Origin of the sequence: Allofrancisella frigidaquae, from assembly GCF_012222825.1 — a bacterium.
GTDB lineage: Bacteria > Pseudomonadota > Gammaproteobacteria > Francisellales > Francisellaceae > Francisella > Francisella frigidaquae.
On record NZ_CP038017.1, the window covers coordinates 1,156,821 to 1,175,644 of the forward strand.

The window sequence follows — 18,824 nt, forward strand, 5'->3', positions numbered from 1 at the left end:
GGTATATTCCATGGTGTATTAACCCTTACCTACGAGAACGTTCTTCTAATAAATTAACTATTGTTGTGTGGTCATTTTCACGGGCAATAGATAAAGGAGTTTGCCCATCGTTTGTAGCGTTATCTATGCCAGCACCTTTTGATATTTTTAGTAATAACTTAACTATTTCTGTATAACCATAACTACAAGCAATATATAAAGGGGTTTGCCCATCATTTGTAGCTGGATTTATAGGCTCAGGCCGCGGCACCCACTTCATTACCAATAACGACCTAAATTCGTCAACATAGTATACTTTGGTTAGCCTAACTATTTCTATATGATCATGAGCACACGCAAGACATAGCAAAACAACACTGTCAGCATAGTTTGCATTTTTAGAATCATTAACATTTTTAATTTTTGCAAGTAAACTATTTTTATAATGTTCACTGTCAATTAATCCGCGCTTGGCATAAATATCCTTAATACCTTGTAGTGCGTTGCTAATAATCTTTGCATATGTTGATTTGTGTAAATTATTATCTGATGATTGCCTATTATCCTTATAATGTAAATTGTCTGGGTCTATTTCCAAATTTTCATTACTTAAGAGGCTCTTTTCCTCTTTAATGAATTTATAAAACTTATTTTCCTCTATTTGTCTTAGTTGATTTATAGTATATTTTGCACGGTTTTTGTGGTTTTTCCACTTCCAATTACCTATATATTTGTTTAATTCATTCAGTGTATCGCTTTTAACTCCTTTAATATCATCATTTACCATACTATTTAAATGATAATTGTCTCCGAGGTTTGCTTGAATTAACACATTTAGAGCTAAAAAAACATGCTGAGAGACTCTCGGTCCACTTCCACTTACTTTTACTGTAGTTTCTTTTTCTTCTTTGTATCTATTAAAAGTTTGAAAAACTTCTTTTATTAATTTTGGAAAACTTTCTACATTGCTATGAGTAAATTCACCAGTTTTTAACTTATCAACATTATACAAGCAGTACTCCTTACCGTTAGGAACAAATGCAATTACACGATCAAAACTACTTAGGCTAATACAAAAACGAATTTTATTCTTAATAAAATTCTCAATTATTGGTTCTAAAAAATCACAATATTCTCTTTTAGTACCAATAAAAGGGTAATTATATGTTTCCACAAATGAGGGATCTCTACTAACAAATTTTTGAGTGCTTATTAATTCTTCACTTTTTTTACTTATAACAGGAAATTTATCTTGATCGTACTCAAGTAATTTGTCTACGAAAGGTTTTATTTTTTGCTCATTCCAACCACTCATAGATGTAAGTGTATTTAATATTTTACTAAAACAGTAAAGGTCACCAGTAGTCAAATATTCTTCAACACACATAGCAGTTATACTAAAATTTAAATTTTTCTCTTTCTTTAACTTAGCAGCAGTATCACTACAGCTATGCATATCTATATTCTGGATTATTTTATTATAATAATTCATCTTAATGCGCTATCCTTCTAAGTCTTTTAACAGCCTCTCTACAAGTTAAACATAATTTTTTCTAAATTTAGATTTTTAAAAAAAATATTATAATTAATTATATAAAAATTTTTAACTAAAATAAACATAATCATACAAATAAAAAACAAAAATGCACTTATATTTTATTAAATACTAACAATATGGATATTTATTTTCCAAAGTAACTCTTTTTCAGAACAATCGACAAAATCACTCAATTTTGACATAATTAAAATTAATGCTTAAATTATACATCGCATGCACGAAAGTTTCAAAATTCATACTATAGCTAAATCACTATATTTTAGTCACATAAATTGTCTAAATAAAGTATCAACATCACACCTATATTTTCTTTTATAATGCTTGGCTTGAGCCCACTTTTTCTCTATTTTATTATATTGAGGAGAGTATGTGGGTAAAAACAAGAGTATATGTCCATTTTGTTCTAATAAAGGCCGAAGAAGCTTTTCATCATGGAAGCTAGCGTTATCGATGATATATACAGAATTTACAGGTAAGTTTTTTATCAACTCATTTTCTACCCATTCTGTGTATACTGCCGTATCGATACTGCAGTTAAATAATCCTAAACAGATTAATTCTTTTTTATGCAAAGCACCTATCTCATTAGTTCTTTTTTTATTAGCTAGATTGTATTCTCAATGTTTATACTGATTCCGAAATGTACCTCATTAGGTGTTAAATAATTTAAACATTTTTTAGGTCTATTATTCAAGTCAATTTGTAATTTTCTAAGGTACTGATGAGAGATATTACTAAAATCAGTACCTTTAGGAATAAATTGTCTGATATACCTATTCATGTTTTCATTTGTACCTCTTTGCCATGGACTATATGCATCTGCAAAGAATACTTTAATACCAGTTTTATTTGATAATTTTTTGTGTTTAGCAAACTCTTTACCATTATCAAAAGTAGCTGTGGTAATTTTATTACCATTTGATGCTTTGTATAAAATTTGGTTAATTGAACTAGCTGTTCTATCTTTAGCTTTGCCTAGAATTGTGAATCTACTAACTCTATCTACCATAGTCAAAATAGCTCCTTTATGATCTTTACCGACTATAGTATCACCTTCAAAATGATATAGCGCTTCTCTATCACTAGCTGCTTTAGGCCTTTGTGATATGTTGACTCTATCCTTTATCTTACCTTGATTTGAGGAGCCTTCTTTTTTGTATTTGTAACGCCTGCCTTTGTAAAATAATAGCTGTTTAAGGTTATGTCTTTGTATAAAGTTATAAACAGCTTTAAAACTTAGGTTAGCTATACCTTCATGCTGTAATCTACCACAAATTAACTCCAGTGATATTTTCTTTTTGAGTAAAGCTATTATCAGTTTTTTAACTTCATTAGTAAGTTTATGATTATTTGATTTTCTACGACTACAATACAACTTATGGGCTATCTCTGCAGAATAACTTTTACCTACTTTATTCCTTTTAAGTTCATTTATAACAGCTGTTTTACTAAATCCTATTTTATTAGCTATTGCTGCTTCTAAGTATCCTAATTTAAGTAAATTTTCTATATAATATCTATCTGAAAGAGTTAAATGTCTATGTGCCATTTTTAGTCCCTGTTCGTTTATTTAAGTTCTTCTCAAACCTAATAAACTACATCTGGAACTCTCTTTCAACTATTTTAAAACTTTCAGAATACAATCTAGCTTACTAAAATCCTTAACTCCGTAGCATCTTTCTCCTTTAATAGAGTAGCCATGGGTTCTTGGCATATCATATGCAAAACCGCTTTCATCACCATATACAATATTTCTACCCTCTAGAATATAATTCTCTAAGCAAGATTCAAAATTCTTTTGTTTAATAGAATCTGCTTTAGGGTGGCTATAAGTCTTTTTTTACATGTTATTTCTAACCTTTGTAAAGCATAGCATATACAGCTTTGACTTACTCCTAACCTTTGGGCTCTTTCATATTGGTAATCATCTGGATAAGCTCTTACATCATCAAGTAACTTAGCTTGTGTTAGTTTAATTTCAGGTCTAGATTTGGTAACCTTGGAGTTAATTTGTTTACTCCATAAGTATACTGAGTTTTTACCAATCTTAAATCTATCTGCTGTAGCCTGGTATGTTAAACCTTCCGACTTTTTTATCGATAATACTTTCTTACGGAAATCTAGTGAATAGGTCATTGGATCAAATACAAAACATTATAACTAAAATATAGTGATTTAGCTATATAGATTAAAAATTTTCAAACTTAATTAATTTATTATAAAATAATATATTAAAATATTAATAATTCAATATATAATTAAAGTTATTAATAGATAGTTGATAGATTGGATATAAAAATTAAGTCAATCTATAAAGCTATCTCTTAGATTGTAGTCTTTAGAAAAACTAAACTTGAAATGGTAGAGTTATCGCAACAAGTACGAGAATGATACTATTTTAGCTGTTTTAAGAAACTCTATTACAACTCTTCAGAAAGAACAATCAGCTTCCTAGCTTGCAAAAGCTGATACTCACTTGTTTCATCTTTTAGATTTAAGTTAAGGTGACCAACTTTTCGCCCTTTTCTTGGAGCTTTATTATAGCTGTGTATTTTTACATAGTCTAAAGCTGCTAAATCCCTAGTAGAAGGCATATTACCAATACAATTTAACATTATAGTTTTTTGACTATCTGTAGCACCAAGTATGAGTCCTGTAATAGCTCTTATATGATTTTCAAATTGTGATGTAACTGCGCCATCTATACTCCAGTGACCACTATTATGTACTCGTGGTGCTATCTCATTAACTATCAACTCATCACCTTTTACAAAAAATTCTATGGCTAAGGTACCAACATAGTCTAATTCTTTAACTAAAATTTTCGTTATTTCTTGTGCTTTCTGGGAAAGAATATCATTTTCAAATGGTGCTATAGACTCAATTAAAATACCTTGTTTATGGATATTTTTAGCTAATGGATAAAAAGCTATATTACCCTTAACGTCAGCTGTACAAATTTGAGAAACCTCATAATTAAAATCAACAAATGCTTCATATATTAAACCATCTTGCGCATCTTTTAAGGCATTCCAAGCTTTTATTATGTCTTGTTGAGTTTTTATGACAAATTGACCTTTACCATCATAGCCAAATCTTCGAGTTTTAACTATAGCTGGTAATCCAAACTCTTTAACTGCTTTTTCCAATTTTGCCAAACTATCAATATTTGCAAACTGAGCTGTAGCAATACCGTGATCCTGCATAAATGATTTTTCAAGCAACCTATCTTGAGAAATAGCTATAGACTTAGCCGATGGGTAAACATTTACCTCATGATTAATTGCTTGAATAAGCTCATGAGAAATATTTTCATTCTCAAATGTGATTACATCAAATTGTTTTGCCCAATTTACGACTTCATTAATGTTATCTAATGGTATATCTGTAACACTTTTTACAACCTCTTGGGCACAATCGCCAGCTTTACCTAAACAGTGAAATTCAAAACCTAATGGGGTACCAGCTATACTTAACATCCTTGCAAGTTGCCCTGCTCCGATAATACCTATTCTCATAATTATTGCTCTCTAGGATTTGGATTTTCTAAAACGTTTTGAGTTTGGTCAGCTCTAAATTTAGCTAAAGCTTCAGCTATTTTAGAGTCTGTAAATTGCAATATACTAGCTGCAAAAAGTGCTGCATTTTTACTACCTGCAACCCCTATTGCAAACGTAGCTACTGGGATACCAGCGGGCATCTGTACTATGGATAATAAACTATCTTTACCATTTAATATACTAGATTTCACAGGTACTCCTAACACAGGAAGCTCTGTTTTTGCAGCTACCATACCTGGTAAATGTGCTGCTCCACCTGCTCCAGCTATTATAACCTTTAAGCCACGTTTTTTAGCAGTTTCTGCATATGTAAACATCTTATCTGGTGTACGGTGTGCTGATACTACCTCACACTCATAGCCAATACCAAGTTGGTCAAGGATATCACAACACTCTTTCATTGTGCTCCAATCAGACTTAGAACCCATTATCACGCCAATGTCTATGCTCATTTTTTATTTCTCCAATTCTTGTATAACTCAAAATCTGTCATACCACGACTTGATCGTGGTATCCATTTTAACTATACCGGGTCGATACACTGATCGACTCCTACATTTCATTGTTATTTTTTTATATTTATCCGCAGGAGCTAACCTGTGTGTTGTTAGCTCTATCACAAATTTTTATTACTTTTTCTCCAATTTTTAATAACCTCAACCCAAGCTTTACTTTCTAACTTTTGTACTCTTTCTTTTAAAGTTTCAGCCATATCTGTAGCTAAAACATCACATTCTAGTTGCAGTACTACCTGACCACCATCAACATCTTCTGTAACCTGATGAATAGTACAACCAGATTTTATCTCTTTAGCATCAATTACAGACTGGTGTACAGCTAAATCCATCAAACCAGCATATTTTGGTAATAAAGAAGGATGTATATTTAGAATTTTACCTCTAAAATAGTTTATAAAATCTTTACCTAATATTCGCATAAAGCCTATAAGCATTATCAAATCTGGGTTATATGATTGTATTTCTTGGATTAATAACTGATCGTACTGTTCACGATCAAGTCCTTTAGCACTTAAAAACTTGTTTGGTATATTATGTTCTTTTGCTCTTTGTAAAATATATGCTTCTTTCTTATTTGAGATTACAAGCTCTATATTAGCATCAACTTGCTTAATAGTAATTGCATCTATTATAGCTTGCATATTGCTACCGCGAGTGGAGCCCAAAATTACAAGTTTTAATTTTGACATCGTACTAGCTAAGTTCTTTGTATTTTTTACCACGTAAAATATTCATATGGTTAATACGCTTATTTATAAGCTTCTTGGTTCCTATATCTGGTCGATGGAATAATTTACCATAAATATTTTTCACACCATTTTCTGCTTTTTGCTCAGCTTCAGCAATATTGTCACCTAAACCTAACACAGCTATAGCTCTTGAACCTGTCCCAATAAGTTTACCCTCTCTTTCATCTACTGCACCAAAAAATAGCTCAACATCACTAGGACATTGAGATATATCGATTTCAAAGTTTTTTACCGAGTGATTTGGATACCCCAGAGGCACTAAATACTTGCATACTGTAGCCTGTTTTTTAAAGCTTGCCTTAACGTCTTGTAAATCACCTGTAGCTACCGCTTTAGCTATTTCCACAAAATCACCTTCTAATAAAGTCAGCAAATTCATAGCTTCTGGATCTCCAAAACGGGCGTTATACTCTATGACTTTAGTGTCATTAATTGTTGCCATAAAACCACCATAAATGATCCCTTGATAAGGAGACCCAAACTTATCAGCTAATGCATGAATAACTTTTTCGTTGATTTCCTTAGCTCTTTGAATATCACTATCAGACAAAAATGGTAAGCTATGATTTACGTCTGAATACGTACCCATACCGCCTGTATTCGGCCCTCTATCGCCTTCATGGGCGCGTTTATGATCTTGGACAACTGGCATGTGTATAAAGTTTTCACCATCAGTAAAAGATATTAAAGAAAATTCTTCACCATGAAGCTTTTCTTCAATAACAAATTCTTTACCAGCATCTACTAATGATTGACAATGTTTAATAGCCTCTTTCATTGTATGAAGATGATCTCCCCATACAAGTACACCTTTACCACCACATAAACCATCTGCTTTTATTACAAATTGCTTTTGGTATTTTTTAAGTGTTTCTTCAACACCATCCATAGAATTGAATTTTTTAAAAAACGGATTAGCTCCAATTTTATACTCCTCTATAAGCTCACGAGTAAAGCCTTTAGATGTTTCTAATTGAGCATGCTCCTTAGTGGGCCCAACAACATTGACCCCATTTGCTTTGAGCCTATCTGCCAACCCGATCTCTAATGGAGCCTCAGGACCAATAATTGCAAGCTTTATAGCTTGTGATTTTGCATAATCTATAATAGCCTCACAATCACATATATCTGCTAATTTATAACCATCTGATAACTTAGCAATACCTGGATTGGTAGCACTACTTATACAAAATAGTTTATTTTCTATCGAACTTCTTTTAACAGCTTTTGCAATAGCATGCTCTCTACTACCTGAGCCAATTAGAAGAATATTCATATTTTTCTCCATATCTAGATAATTTTTAACATTTTTTTCTATACGCTTATTAATATCCTCTTTATCCAATGGTGGAACAAATGTTTGTCCTGTAATCATTTCAAAAAGAGTAATATACTTTTGTGATAGTTCTACAACTAGCTCCTCTGGTGCTTGTGGTAAAACTTTATCATTATACGGATCACAATTTTTTGCAAACCATAGTCTAAAAAATTCTTTATCGATATTTTCAGGCTCTAAGCCTTTTTCAAATCTATCTTGGTAGCTATCTTTTAGCCAAAATCTAGAACTATCTGGAGTATGAATTTCATCAATTAAGATAATCTCACCTGTAAGCTGATCTATACCAAACTCATACTTAGTATCTGCAAGTATCAAACCATGTTCTTGAGCTTTTTTCTGCCCAAATTCAAAAAGTTCTAATGCCTTTTGTGACGCAAAGTCCCATTGTTGCTGGGTAAGCCAACCTTCTTTAACAATATCTTGTGCTGATATTGGTCTATCATGATCTTGCTCTTTGGTTGTAGGAGTTAGAATATTATGAGGAAGCTTTTGGTTTTTGCTTAAACCCTCCGGGAGAATATTTCCACAATAGTCTCTACTACCATTTTTGTAGTGTGTCCATAATGATGTTGATGTTGAGCCTGTGATATAACTTCTCACTACAAATTCAATAGGTAGCACCTTAGCTTTTCTTGCTATAATAACATTTGGATCAGGTGATGCAATAAAGTGGTTTTTTACTATATGAGCAGTTTCTTTAAACCACCATACTGAAGATTGTGCTAGAATTTGCCCTTTAAAAGGAATAAAACCTAATGATCTGTCAAAAGCAGACTGTCTATCAGTTGATATCAAAATACTTTTATCATCCGCAAAATACATGTCTCTAACTTTACCAATGTACTTATCTTTGATATCTAAATTAGTTGATTTCAACACATTTTTAATATTATTTATAATGATTTGTTTATCAATCATTAGACTATTTCCACCTTAGCTGAGTTTGTAATAGTACCAATTTGATACAGTTTAGTATTAGTATACTTAGAAGCTAGCTTACGCATTTTTTGATATTGATCTTGGTTTGTGATTATAGTCATACCTATACCCATATTAAATGAACGGTACATTTCAAAATCACTGATATTACCAATTTTTTGCATAACTTTAAAAACTGCTGGAACTTCAAAACTCTCCTTACTAATTTTAGCTCCCAAGCCTTTTGGTAACACACGTGGAATATTTTCAATAAACCCGCCACCTGTAATATGAGCCATACCTTTGATATCAACGCCATTATCTAAGAAGTCATGGATAATATTTGTATAATTAATATGTGGCTCTAGCAAGATATCACCTATAGTTTTACCAGCAAACTCAGGGTAAGTATCTGTATGCTTGTTATTAGCAACATCAAAGAAGAGTTTACGTGCAAATGAGTAGCCGTTTGTATGCAATCCTGAGGAACTAAGACCAAATACAACATCACCTTGTTGGATATTTTCACCATTGATAATTTTGTCTTTTTCAACAATACCAGTGATTACTCCAACCATATCTATTTCACCAGGTTGGTAAACCCCTGGCATCTCAGCTGTTTCGCCACCTACTAGAGATACACCAGATTCAGCACATGCTTTTGACATTCCTTTAACAAGTTCTTCCATAATAGCTGGATCTAACTTATCATGGGCAACATAATCTAAAAATGTAATAGGCTTAGCACCCATTACTACAATATCATTGGTTGCAGCTGAAAAAAGATCATAACCAAGGTTTTCAAATTTGTTACACATTACAGCAACTTTTGTTTTAGTGCCAACACCATCTATAGACTGCACTAATACTGGATCTTTGTAATTATTAACAATATCTTTCAGTGAGAATAAAGAACCAAAGCTACCTAAACCTGTTAGCACGTTTTTTGTAAAAGTTTTTTTGACATGCTTTTTCATTCTGTCTACGGCTTGGTTACCTGCCTCAATACTTACACCAGCGTCTTCATATTTTAAATCTGCCATTTTATTTCCTTTTTAATCAATTCAAAATGCCCTGTCATTCCGGACACCGATTCTGAATCTCTTAACTTATAACCAACACACTAAAGATCCTAAATCAAGTTCAGGATGGACTCATTTTTTTATTTTATTTAGATACATCTATTACCCATTCAACTCCTGAGCGCATTGGAAAGTGTTAAACAAAAGCTCTGTAATTGTCATAGGACCAACACCTCCTGGTACTGGAGTTATAGCAGAAACTTTATCTTTCACACCTTCAAAATCAACATCGCCATATAGTTTACCATCTACACGATTGATACCAACATCAATCACAACCGCACCTGATTTGACCATATCTGCAGTTATAAACCTAGCTTTCCCAATCGCCACCACTAAAATATCAGCTGTTTGAGTATGTGATCTAAGATCTTTTGTTTTACTATTACATACTGTCACTGTTGCTTTAGCATTTAGTAGCATTTGTGCTATAGGTTTACCAACGATATTGCTAGCACCCACTACTACAGCATTAGCTCCAATAAGATCAATATTATACTTTTTAAGCATTGTCATAATACCCTTTGGGGTACATGGTTGTAAGCAAGTTTTATCACCTATTTGTAGTTTGCCTATATTTGTTGGGTGAAAGCCATCAACATCTTTTTCTACTGCTATAAAATTAATAACTTTTTGGCTATCAATATGCTTTGGCAATGGTAACTGTACCAGTATAGCATGTACTTGTTTATCATTATTAAGTTGTTTAACCAATTGCAAAAGCTCCTCTTCTGAGGTTTTTTCTGGTAGTTTTATAACATCTGAATCCATACCCACTTGAGCACAGGTTTTAGATTTAGAACTAACATAAACTTGGCTAGCTGGATCATCCCCCACTATTATAGCTACAAGTTTTGGCGTGATATTGGTTTTGTTTTTGTATTCTTGAATTTGCTCTTTAAGTTGCATCTTTAGATTTTGCGATAGAGCTTTACCGTCGATTAAAGTCATGACTGATCAACTATACTTTTAATAAAGTAAAAGGTAGATATATGATAACAAATTTAAGATAAGAATGGTTGAATTTATTAGGTAAGATTACTTATTTCATTCAATAAACTCCTACGAAGTTTAGATCCTATAATAAGTCTATTGCTGAATTAGGTTATTTAATAAACAAGGCAAACTCTCATATATCCCTATTTAAGTTAACATGATACTATACAACACGAATAATAGAATTATTAATTAAGATCTACAAAACCCTAAATCTTTATTTCTTAAAAATTCCTACCTTCTCAACCATTTTTTTAATCAGTTTAAATAATAATTGGCATTTATTTGGAGAGAAATTATGCCTATCCACACGCTTTGTGTATATTTTGATAAAAAAGTCCCACAAACTGCTTGAAGTACAAAAAATTCTCCTTATAATTGCTAGTACTTGATAGTTTTAACCTTGACTTATACTCTCAAGAAAAATTAACAACATTTAGCTAACAAAAAACTAAGGAAACAAATTATGAAAAAGACAAACCAAAAAGGTTTCTCACTTGTTGAGTTAATGGTAGTGATTGCTATTATCGCTATTCTAGCAGCAGTAGCTGTACCTATGTATTCAAACTATACTACTCGTGCTAAGATAGGTTCTGAGCTTTCAAAATTAGGTGGCGCAAAAGCTCAGGTTGCTGAAGGTATCGCTAATAACAATGGATCTGTAACTGGTGTAACGGCATCAGACTTGCCAAGTGGGGCTTCTGTAACTGATGGTGTAATCTCATTAACATCAACAGAAGTATCTGGTGCTACAATAACACTTACACCTACTGCAGCATCTGGCGCAATTACTTGGGCTTGTAACGTAAGTGGTGTAACTTCATCTCAAGTTCCTTCTAATTGCACAAATAACTAATCTCCAATATCAAAAGCTACATAAGTAGCTTTTCTCATACGAAAACTAAATGCTTTATTTTAAGTCTGATGACTAAATTGTGTCACAACTTTCGTCTAGTTACTATAAATGAAGTTATATTTTATCCTATAATATATAATTACAAGATTTTTGTGTCTTGTATTTTTGGCTTTAACTATAATTATGGATACAATATGAAAAAAACAACACAAAAAGGCTTTTCCCTCATTGAACTAATGATGGTGATTGCAATTATTGCCATCCTAGCAGCAATAGCTATTCCAATATATGCTAACTATAAAGAACGAGCACAAATTACTAGTGCTATAAATAGCATAGGTGGAATAAAAGCAAAAATAGAAGACAATATAAATAACAATATAGATATATCTACCCAAACTTACGAAACTCCCCAGGGTGTCTCAGTAATTAATGGTAGCTCATCTGGCGGCACAATTGAGGTTAACTTAAGCAAAACAAACCCCGACACATTTACAAATCCTAATGACACTATCAAACTTACTGGAGTTATTAGCGGTAGCATGTTTAATTGGACGTGCTCACATAACTCTAATGCTTCAAGTCTAACGACTAGTAACGTACCGCCGGCTTGCTCTAGCACTTTTTAAACGTTAAATATTGATAATCAACCTTCAATTTTAGTCACGTTTATAAATATCTTCTAAACGTACGATATCATCTTCTCCTAAATAATCACCAACTTGGACCTCAATTATTTGAATATCACTATCTGTAAAATTTTCAAGCCTATGAATAGACTCTTTAGGTATGAAAATATGGTCACCAACTTTATATTCACATACATTATCATCAACTGTAATAGTTGGATTACCAGTAACTACAACCCAGTGTTCTGCTCTCTTAAAATGCTTTTGTAAAGACAGTTGTCCTTTGGGTTTAACTGTTATTATTTTAGTTTGGCTTTTTTCTGTAAAATTAAGGGTTTGATACGTACCCCAAGGACGCTGATAAATTTTTCCAATCTGATTAATATTAGAAGCCATAAAATCCCAATTTCATAAACTTTTGTAGAATAAACATTAATTATTGACCAAAAACGTTATCTATTCAAGTTTAATCTGTAATAACGCCGCACCACATTCTGGCCTCTCCGCCGCCTAAAGGCTTGGGATCATCAGAATAGTTATCTGAACCTTCGTGAATCATTAAACTATGTCCTTCTAACTCTTCTAGAGATTTCAGCTTTGGTGCGATTATTGGTTTAGTTGCTGTACCGTCAGCTTTGACTATTAATTTTGGTAAATCACCTTTATGACCTTTATCATTATATGGACCTAAATGCTTACCTGTATTGTCAGGGTCCCAATGCCCACCTGCTGCCATACCTTTGTTACTGCAGCTTGGATTAACATGTATATGAAACCCATGTGTACTTGAAGGTGGCAAATTATATAAATGTGGCGTAAAAATCATACCCTGAATTTCTTTATCGGCAATATATGGAGAAATAGTTACTGTACCAACATCTTTACCAGTTTGGGTATTTTTTAGATGAACAATTAGCTCACCATCATGCTCTAAATCATAAGATTTATCACTGTTAAAAAAACTACAACTTGACAACAATACTACAAAACCAACACCAAATAATTTATATCTTTTCTTCATATAGCTCCCTCATTTCCTAATTTTGCATATTAATAATACTCATTTAAATAGCTCTTTACTAGCTTAAGCAACCTACTCCAAGAAAAAGTGCTTATGGAGCACTTAAATACTAAACTTAGGCTAAACTTACTCAACCCATTCATTTACAAAAAATAATTAAATCAACAAGATTACATTTATTATTTTATGTTATTATAACTAAATAATTCCTATACTTTTTTGATAATTTATAGCTATGTCAGGTAATACGTTCGGTAAAATTTTCACAGTAACAACTTGTGGTGAAAGCCATGGCGATTCTCTTTTAGCAATCATTGATGGTTGTCCTGCTAATATAGAACTCTCTGAAGCTGATATTCAACTAGACTTAGACAGACGCAAACCAGGCCAATCTAAATTTACTACACAACGCAAAGAGCCTGATGAAGTAAAAATAATCTCTGGTATTTTTGAAGGTAAAACAACAGGTACCCCTATTGGCTTGGTTATTAAAAATCAAGATCAAAAATCAAAAGATTATGGGGAAATAAAAGATAAATTTCGACCTGGTCATGCTGATTATACTTATTTTAAAAAATATGGTATTCGTGACTATAGAGGTGGCGGTCGCTCTTCTGCGCGAGAAACTGCTATGCGTGTCGCTGCTGGTGCAATAGCAAAGAAGATACTCAAACAGCATGGTATTGAGATTTATGGTTTTTGTTCACAAATAGGTGACTTAAAAATAAGCTTCAAAGATAAGAGTTTTATTAACCAAAATCCTTTTTTTATAGCAGACATAGATGCTCAAACAAAATGTGAAGAGCTAATACATCAAATACGCAAAGAAGGTGATTCAGTGGGTGCGGAGGTAACTGTTATAGCAACAGGCATGCAAGCTGGGTTTGGTAGACCAGTATTTGATAGACTTGATGCTAATATTGCTTATGCTTTAATGAGTATAAATGCTGTAAAAGCTGTAAGTATTGGAGATGGCTTTGAATGCGTAACCCAAAAAGGAAGTCAACATCGTGACGAAATTTCCCAAGAGCAAGGCTTTTTATCTAATCATGCTGGTGGTATCTTAGGAGGCATATCTACTGGGCAAGATGTAATAGCTAAATTAGCTTTTAAACCAACCTCAAGTATATTAAAACCTGGCAAAAGTATTGACACACATGGACAAGATACTATAGTAATTACCAAAGGTAGACATGATCCATGTGTTGGTATCCGTGGTGTACCTATAGCTGAGGCAATGTTAGCTTTAGTTTTAGTTGATGAGTTACTATTTACAAATGCCTATAGAGAATATTCTAATGAGTGAACACGATTTTTGGCAACTGTTAATTGATTGGGGCTATTTTGCTGTAGCTATAGCTGTTTTAATAGAGGGTGAAATATTTCTAGTCATGGTTGGTATTGCCACAGCAGCTTCTTTATTTAACTACCCTTTAGTGATAGTTGCAGCAACTATAGGAGCCATAATTCATGATAACGGTGTTTTTATTTTTTCAAAACTTACAGGCAAAAAATTTATTGAAAGAAAGCAATCATGGCAAGCACGAGCCAACCAATCTTTAAAACTTTTAGATAAATATGATCATTGGGCAATTCTTAGTATTAGATTTTTGTATGGATTAAGAACCATAACTATATTTATAGTTGGTCTTAGCAAAGTTAGTAAGTTAAAATTTATAACCTTAGACGCTATAAGTAGCTTTGTTTGGGCATTTATATACATAACTTTAGGTTTTTTTTTCGGTCACGCAATCTTAAACTTTGTTGACCATGTACATATTGTAGAATGGATATCAAGTAATAAATACTTATCGATATTTATACTTATTTTAATTTCAAGTGTCATATATTTTAGTTATAAAATAGTATGTTCTAAAGCAAAGAGGCGAATCAAATGAGTCGGTTAGATCTTTTAAAAAAAGCTAATACAGTACAAAAAGATGAATCTGCTAAATCCACTAGACGAAGTGGGATGCTAGATGACAAAGCTCAACAAAAGCAGCTGAGAGAAAAAAATATCACAACTAATGATTTTTTAAGTGCTAATGATTTTAAAAATGAGCTTACTCCATCTGCACTAGAAGATAACAATTCAAATTCTGATGATATTGATAAAGAGAGTGTTAATGTCATAGAAATAGATATTAATGACAGCGAAGGTATCAACCTTGAAAGTTCTTTCATTGAAGATATTGATGATAATACAGACAAAGAGTTAGATTCAAATGATAAAAAAACTTCTGATGATATTGATGATGAAACCGTCGATATAGTAGAGTGCAACCTCGGGGTTAACTATAGCGATGCTGATATTAAACAAGAGTTAGAGTATGTTTTTGATCACCGCGAAGATATATACTACTTATATATAAAAGTAATTAAAGGTGGTGGAATGGAAATCAACACATCAAAAATTTTACACCTTGATGACATTGTTAGGATTTCTGTAACGTTAACCGAGCTTAAAGAGCAAGTAGGATGTGAAGCTAGAATTATATCAGCATTTCCTCATAATATTCGTACTGCAGAAAAAAATGACAGTAATAAATATCATTATATAGTACAATTTATAGGTCCTAACGCACCAGAAACAGATAGAGTAATTTCAAAATACTTATTAGGTTATAAAATAAAATAATCACATGGCAAAACATAAAACAGCTTTTATTTGTCAAGAATGCGGAGCAACCTCGCCGCGCTGGCAAGGTCAATGTCATAGCTGCAATCAATGGGATACTTTTGTCGAAGAGATACAAACAGACACTAAAAAGCCAGCTAAATCACGCATGGGGTTTGCTGGCAGTGTCTCTAAAGCAATCTCTTTAGGTGAGATAAAAGGCAAAGAGCATACACGTACTTCCACTTATATCCAAGAATTTGATAGAGTGCTTGGAGGCGGTATTGTAAAAGGGTCTGTAACCCTAGTAGGCGGTGATCCTGGTATTGGGAAATCATCAATATTACTACAAATAATGGCTGTTTTGTCTCTAAAAAAGAAAGTCTTATATGTAAGTGGTGAAGAATCTCTAGAGCAAATAGCTCTACGTGCTGAAAGGCTTGATTTGCCTAAAGATAATCTTTTAGTAATGTGTGAAACGAATATTGAGACAATCGCGGATTATATTATTAAAAATAAGCCTGAAGTTGTAGTTATAGATTCTATTCAGACAATCTATAATCCAGAGTTACAGTCCATGGTTGGTGGAGTATCACAAGTCCGTGAGTCTACAGCATATATAACTCAAGTTGCTAAACAATATGATATTTCTGTATTTCTAGTTGGCCACGTTACCAAATCAGGAGATGTTGCTGGACCTAGAGTTTTAGAACATATAGTAGATGCTGTAGTATTTATTGAATCCCAAGACAATGGTAGATACCGCCTAATGCGTACTCTCAAAAATAGGTTTGGGGCTGTTAACGAGATTGGCGTATTTGCAATGACTGATAAAGGCATGAAAGAAGTTAAAAATCCTTCAGCTATCTTTCTTAATAATGGTCGCACGAACTTGATTGGAAGTGTTATAGTTTCAGTTTGGGAAGGCACAAGACCTCTACTAGTAGAGCTACAATCACTCGTTGTCGATAAAAATATAAACCAACCGCCCAAAAGACTTTGTGTGGGAATTGATAATAATAGATTAGCTATGATTTTAGCTATCGTACAAAGATATATGCACCTTGATTTATATGATAAAGATGTATTTTTAAATGTAGTTGGTGGTATAAAAATTACAGAAACAAGTATAGATTTAGCTCTTATCTCAATAATCTACTCTAGCGTAAAAGAACTAGAGATACCTCATGATATGTTGATCATGGGTGAAGTAGGTTTATCTGGTGAAATACGCCCCATACCATACGGTGTTGAAAGGATAAATGAAGCTAAGAAACATGGTTTTAAAAAAATAATTGTTCCTAAAGCTAATATTTCCAAACTAGTAAAAAACGATAATGTAGAAATAACAGGTATAACTAACCTTAATCAGCTTAAAGATATAATTACGGGATAAATTACTATGAATCTTTTAGAAAGTCTTAACTTTTTAGATATTTTGATTATCATTTTGAGCTTGACATTAAGCTTGTTTGCAGCCGTAAAAGGGCTATTTAAAAATATAGTACTACTTATTCTTATGATTTTTGCTGTAATACTGGCAGGTATTTTAGCTCAAAAAATACAGCAAAGTTATATTAATTCTATAGTAAGTGATCCTGGCACTGCTTATGTAGTATCTTTTATTTTAGTCCTTATTGGTGCATATCTTATAATATTTGGTGTCATGAAAGTTTTCATGAAAAATAATAAAGAAAAAGAAACTTTATCAAACACGTTATTTGCTTTTTTTATTGCTATTATTCGCTACAGTTTTATATTTGCCATAATTTGTTCTACTCTTAACTCTTTTGATTCAATAAAAGATAGTTCTCTTTGGGAAAATTCCGTTTTTGTACCAAAATTAGTAAAAGTTGGCGACTATGCTTTTAACACTAAAGTGAAAATGCAAGAAACAAATCTAAAAGATTATGTTCCTAAAGAAGTTGCTGGTGGCTAACTTTCACCTTTAAGCTCACGTTGCATCAGCTGTTTAACTATATTTTTTGGTTCAGCCGATTCATACAATACTTGGTATGTAGCAAACACCAATGGCATATCAACTTTATGCTTCTTAGCTAAGTTATAAACTGCTTGAGCAGTAAAATAGCCCTCTACAACATTATTAACCATCTTTAGAGATTCCTCTATAGAATAGCCCTGACCAATATATAACCCAAACCTACGATTTCGTGACTGATTATCTGAACATGTTAATAACAAATCACCTAAGCAACTAAGACCTATAAAGGTTTCTGAATCAGCCCCTAACTTAAGTCCAAGTTTTTTAATCTCAGCTAATCCCCTTGTTATAAGTGCAGCATGGGCATTTACTCCAAAATCCATTCCCGCAGCTATCCCTGCAGCAATTGCTAAAACATTCTTAACTGCTCCACCAATTTGAGCACCTATAATGTCTGTTGTGGTATAGCATCTAAAATTTTCGTTACTAAAAAGTTGCTGAACTTCTTTGGCGTATTTAATATCTTTCGATGCTACAACTACAGCTGTCGGAAGCTTTTGAGCAACTTCTTTGGCAAAACTTGGTCCTGTAATCAAGGCAAATTTTGTACCTGGTAGTATTTCATTAGCTATTTCATCAAGTAATGCATAACTGTTATGACAAAACCCCTTTGTAGCACTTATTATTCCTTGCTTAGGTAATATATATTCTTTTAATTCAGTAAGTATATTTTTAAATCCAGAACTAGGCGTAGCTATTAATATTTGATCAAAATCAACTATACTCTCCTGCCAATTAGAAATAGCTGTTAGATTGTTTGGGAATTTTTCAATATTTGGTAAATACTTAATGTTATTATGATTTTTTAGCATTTCTTGGTTATGCGACTCTCGCCATGAGCTAATTCTAACGTTATGTCCTTTATACGCTAGTTGCAAAGCCAACGCTGTACCCCATGCCCCTGCACCTATGACAAGTATGCTCTTTTGCATAAAAATAAAAACCATATAATCACTTTATTCCTACTATATGCTATAGTTGATAAAGAGTAAACAACTTA

20 protein-coding genes are annotated in these 18,824 nt (G+C 32.6%); 7 read left to right on the forward strand and 13 right to left on the reverse strand.

The window, feature by feature from the left end; translation table 11 throughout:
• Positions 1–25: 25 nt before the first annotated feature.
• The 10 genes from E3E15_RS05405 to folD all read right to left on the reverse strand — a co-directional run bounded on the left by E3E15_RS05405 (position 26) and on the right by folD (position 10,654).
• A complete protein-coding gene (locus E3E15_RS05405) occupies positions 26–1,471 on the reverse strand; it encodes an ankyrin repeat domain-containing protein (protein WP_172106885.1) in 1,446 nt (481 codons plus the stop codon).
• Positions 1,472–1,800: 329 nt separating this feature from the next.
• Complete coding sequence (locus tag E3E15_RS05410) at positions 1,801–2,109, reverse strand: transposase (RefSeq protein ID WP_172106886.1); 309 nt, start codon at positions 2,107–2,109, stop codon at positions 1,801–1,803.
• 32 nt (positions 2,110–2,141) lie between these two features.
• A complete protein-coding gene (locus E3E15_RS05415; RefSeq protein WP_172106887.1) occupies positions 2,142–3,086 on the reverse strand; it encodes an IS30 family transposase in 945 nt (314 codons plus the stop codon).
• A 227-nt stretch (positions 3,087–3,313) separates the two neighbouring features.
• A complete protein-coding gene (locus E3E15_RS05420) occupies positions 3,314–3,673 on the reverse strand; it encodes an IS630 transposase-related protein (RefSeq protein WP_172106888.1) in 360 nt (119 codons plus the stop codon).
• 284 nt (positions 3,674–3,957) lie between these two features.
• Positions 3,958–5,055 carry a 5-(carboxyamino)imidazole ribonucleotide synthase gene (locus E3E15_RS05425; protein WP_172106889.1) on the reverse strand — a complete coding sequence of 366 codons (1,098 nt, stop codon included), beginning with the start codon at positions 5,053–5,055 and terminating at the stop codon, positions 3,958–3,960.
• Between the two features lie 2 nt (positions 5,056–5,057).
• Entirely contained in the window at positions 5,058–5,549 is a 492-nt protein-coding gene (gene purE, locus E3E15_RS05430) for a 5-(carboxyamino)imidazole ribonucleotide mutase (protein WP_172106890.1), read from the reverse strand.
• A gap of 164 nt (positions 5,550–5,713) precedes the next feature.
• Positions 5,714–6,304 (reverse strand): phosphoribosylglycinamide formyltransferase, encoded by a 591-nt coding sequence (purN, locus tag E3E15_RS05435; protein WP_035719974.1) that lies wholly within the window; start codon positions 6,302–6,304, stop codon positions 5,714–5,716.
• Between the two features lie 4 nt (positions 6,305–6,308).
• Entirely contained in the window at positions 6,309–8,621 is a 2,313-nt protein-coding gene (locus E3E15_RS05440; RefSeq protein ID WP_172106891.1) for a phosphoribosylaminoimidazolesuccinocarboxamide synthase, read from the reverse strand.
• On the reverse strand, positions 8,621–9,664 hold the full coding sequence (gene purM, locus E3E15_RS05445; RefSeq protein WP_172106892.1) for a phosphoribosylformylglycinamidine cyclo-ligase: 1,044 nt from the start codon (positions 9,662–9,664) through the stop codon (positions 8,621–8,623). Before purM ends, E3E15_RS05440 begins: the two co-directional genes overlap by 1 nt.
• 141 nt (positions 9,665–9,805) lie before the next feature.
• Positions 9,806–10,654, reverse strand: coding sequence for a bifunctional methylenetetrahydrofolate dehydrogenase/methenyltetrahydrofolate cyclohydrolase FolD (folD, locus tag E3E15_RS05450; RefSeq protein WP_172106893.1), 849 nt, complete (start codon positions 10,652–10,654; stop codon positions 9,806–9,808).
• Between the two features lie 511 nt (positions 10,655–11,165).
• On the opposite strand from folD, the gene E3E15_RS05455 reads away from it, so the two are divergent.
• Positions 11,166–11,555, forward strand: a complete 390-nt coding sequence (locus tag E3E15_RS05455; RefSeq protein WP_035719752.1) for a pilin — start codon at positions 11,166–11,168, stop codon at positions 11,553–11,555.
• Positions 11,556–11,749: 194 nt separating this feature from the next.
• Positions 11,750–12,184, forward strand: coding sequence for a pilin (locus E3E15_RS05460; RefSeq protein ID WP_035719754.1), 435 nt, complete (start codon positions 11,750–11,752; stop codon positions 12,182–12,184).
• Between the two features lie 30 nt (positions 12,185–12,214).
• Here E3E15_RS05460 and E3E15_RS05465 read toward each other — a convergent pair whose 3' ends face one another.
• Positions 12,215–12,580: a phosphomannose isomerase type II C-terminal cupin domain gene (locus E3E15_RS05465; protein ID WP_035719756.1), complete on the reverse strand. Its 366-nt coding sequence runs from the start codon at positions 12,578–12,580 to the stop codon at positions 12,215–12,217.
• A gap of 70 nt (positions 12,581–12,650) precedes the next feature.
• Positions 12,651–13,205: a superoxide dismutase family protein gene (locus E3E15_RS05470; protein WP_035719759.1), complete on the reverse strand. Its 555-nt coding sequence runs from the start codon at positions 13,203–13,205 to the stop codon at positions 12,651–12,653.
• 235 nt (positions 13,206–13,440) lie between these two features.
• Here E3E15_RS05470 and aroC point away from each other — a divergent pair, with 235 nt between their 5' ends.
• From aroC to E3E15_RS05495, 5 genes are read left to right on the forward strand one after another with little or no spacing between them, the layout of a single operon-like run.
• Positions 13,441–14,511 (forward strand): chorismate synthase, encoded by a 1,071-nt coding sequence (gene aroC / locus E3E15_RS05475; protein ID WP_172106894.1) that lies wholly within the window; start codon positions 13,441–13,443, stop codon positions 14,509–14,511.
• The gene (locus tag E3E15_RS05480; RefSeq protein WP_035719977.1) at positions 14,504–15,103 is read left to right on the forward strand and encodes a DedA family protein; all 600 of its coding nucleotides are present in this window, start codon (positions 14,504–14,506) and stop codon (positions 15,101–15,103) included. The genes aroC and E3E15_RS05480 overlap by 8 nt, the downstream gene beginning before the upstream one ends.
• On the forward strand, positions 15,100–15,843 hold the full coding sequence (locus E3E15_RS05485; RefSeq protein WP_172106895.1) for a PilZ domain-containing protein: 744 nt from the start codon (positions 15,100–15,102) through the stop codon (positions 15,841–15,843). The genes E3E15_RS05480 and E3E15_RS05485 overlap by 4 nt, the downstream gene beginning before the upstream one ends.
• A gap of 4 nt (positions 15,844–15,847) precedes the next feature.
• On the forward strand, positions 15,848–17,218 hold the full coding sequence (gene radA, locus E3E15_RS05490; protein WP_172106896.1) for a DNA repair protein RadA: 1,371 nt from the start codon (positions 15,848–15,850) through the stop codon (positions 17,216–17,218).
• A gap of 6 nt (positions 17,219–17,224) precedes the next feature.
• Complete coding sequence (locus E3E15_RS05495; protein WP_035719766.1) at positions 17,225–17,761, forward strand: CvpA family protein; 537 nt, start codon at positions 17,225–17,227, stop codon at positions 17,759–17,761.
• Here E3E15_RS05495 and E3E15_RS05500 read toward each other — a convergent pair.
• Complete coding sequence (locus E3E15_RS05500; RefSeq protein ID WP_172106897.1) at positions 17,758–18,756, reverse strand: NAD(P)H-dependent glycerol-3-phosphate dehydrogenase; 999 nt, start codon at positions 18,754–18,756, stop codon at positions 17,758–17,760. The two genes, E3E15_RS05495 and E3E15_RS05500, sit on opposite strands and share 4 nt — an antisense overlap.
• Positions 18,757–18,824: the final 68 nt, after the last annotated feature.